Genomic DNA, 2,060 nt, shown 5'->3' with positions numbered 1-2,060 from the left:
GCCCCATTCCGCCAGCGCCAGCAGGCGGGCTTTGCGGTCGGCCTGGATCTGCGGGATTTTGTTTTCGTCGGGACCATCGGGCACGATCACCAGCGGCTCCTTGCCCAGCATGGCGAGCGCCAGCGCGCACACTTCGGCCGGATCATAAGCGATGCTATAATCCATCCCCAGCCCTTCGGTCGCGCGGCGCAGGGTGGGCGTGTCCATGATCGGCGCGGCGACGCCGACAATGTCGATAGTCTGGCCGTCCAGCTCGGCCCACAGCGATTCCACGAAGTTCAATTCGAAAGCCTTGGTCGCCGAATACATCGCCAGCCATGGCTGCCCACCCAGGCCCGCGCCCGACGACATGATGACGAAACCGCCCTTGCCACGCGCCTGGAACCGGTTGCCAAAGCCATGGACGGCCTCCAGCACATTAGCCGCATTCATGGTCAGCAGGCGCAGCGACCGTTCGACCGGCACGCCAAAGAAGCTGTTGCCCGCGCCATCTGCCCCAGCGTTGGAAATATAAAGGCCGATATCCAGATCGGCCGTCGCCTCCACCAGCCGCGATCCCTCGCCCATTTCCGTCAGGTCGGCGGTCAATGCGCGAAAGGCGATGCCATGTTCTGCGGCCAGTTCCTGCCCTAGCGCTTCCAGCGCAGGCAGGCGGCGCGACACCAGCACCAGGTTGATGCCCATGGCGGCCAGTTGCCGCGCATAGCAGGCGCCGGTGCCTTCCGAAGCACCCGCGATGACGGCCCAGGGACCATAGGCCGCAGCGAAGGCTGGGGCATCGAAAGCAGGCAAGTCGATCTTACGCATCGGATGAAAATCCTCTCTTGGTGCCAGCCGTTCGCCGGCTCTCGGATGGCTAGCGCCAGACCCTATAAGGCAATTGTCTTCACTCTGCCTATCGGGAGGCAGGGGGGACTTCCCAAAGCAGCAGATGAAATCCCACCGACGATTGGCCATTGCATATAACGACAATAATGTCATTATATATCCAGGCGGATGGAGAGGAGCCGATCATGCCGGTCGAAATGATGCAGACACACAGGCGCGTCGCCCAAGTGACGGACCCTGTCAGGGTTGCGGCATCGCTGCGGCCCGTGCTGGAACGTTATGCCGACGATTGTGAGCGGCAACGGCGGATCGTGGCACCAGTGATGGCGGCGCTACAGGAATCCGGCCTGTTTCACATCACGGCGCCGCGTCGTGCTGGCGGGCCTGGCCATCGCCTCATCACCCATATCGAAACGGTGGCGGAACTGGCCAAGGGCTGTGTCGGCACCGCCTGGGCTTATGGCTTGCTGTCGGGGATCACTGGCACCGCTCTGGCCCTGCCATCGTCGGCAACCGACCTGCTGTTCCGCACTGGGGACGAACTGTTTTGCAGCGCTTCGGCCCTGACCGGCAAGGCGGTGGCGGTGACGGGCGGCTATCGCATGTCGGGCCGCTGGGGCTATGGATCGGGCTGCCTACACGCCGATTGGGCGCTCAATGGGGTCATGGTCGACACGGCGCAAGGGGGCGAAGCGGCCATGGCCTTCCTCGACCTGCGCGATGCGGCATGCCGGATCGAGAATAACTGGCACGTCGCAGGCATGGCCGGGTCGGGCAGCAACATGATCGTGGCGGACGACCTGTTCGTGCCCGAAGCGCTGGTCCTGTGGACGGGCCGCGCGCCATCGGCCGATCTGCTGCTAACGATGCCAGGGCTGGAGCCGCGCGACCGCTGGCCTATGGAGCCGCTGTTTCCGCTGGGCGTACTGGCACCGATGCTAGGCGCGGCGAGCGCTCTGCTGGAGGGCGTGACGCAGGCGATGGCCGGGCGGCCCGTGGTGGGGTGGACTTATGCCAGCCAGGCGGGGTCGGAGGCGCTGGTCGGCCTGATGGGCCGGGCGGCGATAGAGATCGATTCGGCTTGGCTCCACATCCGCCGCGCCGCCGAGCTGCTGGACGATAGCGCGCAGCAACGGGTGCTGACCGGCTATGACAAGGCGCAGATTCAGGCCGATTGCGGCTATGCGATGGAATTGCTGCGCGCGGCGGGCAACCGCTTGATGGACGTGGCG

Annotated in this window: 2 protein-coding genes; one reads left to right on the top strand and one right to left on the bottom strand. The window is 65.0% G+C overall.

Annotation, left to right across the window (positions count from 1 at the left end; all coding sequences use genetic code 11):
* Positions 1 to 807, bottom strand: an 807-nt coding sequence (locus IL54_RS18960; RefSeq protein ID WP_037479522.1) for an SDR family NAD(P)-dependent oxidoreductase, incomplete at its 3' end; no start/stop codon positions are given.
* A 206-nt stretch (positions 808 to 1,013) separates the two neighbouring features.
* Between IL54_RS18960 and IL54_RS23360 the strand changes: the two genes are divergently transcribed.
* On the top strand, positions 1,014 to 2,060 hold a 1,047-nt coding region (locus IL54_RS23360; protein ID WP_076605600.1), incomplete at its 3' end, for an acyl-CoA dehydrogenase family protein.

The sequence above is a fragment of the Sphingobium sp. ba1 genome, assembly GCF_000743655.1.
Classification (GTDB): domain Bacteria; phylum Pseudomonadota; class Alphaproteobacteria; order Sphingomonadales; family Sphingomonadaceae; genus Sphingobium.
Note: the sequence above shows the minus strand (reverse complement) of the source record. Positions and strands in the feature narration are given on the sequence as shown.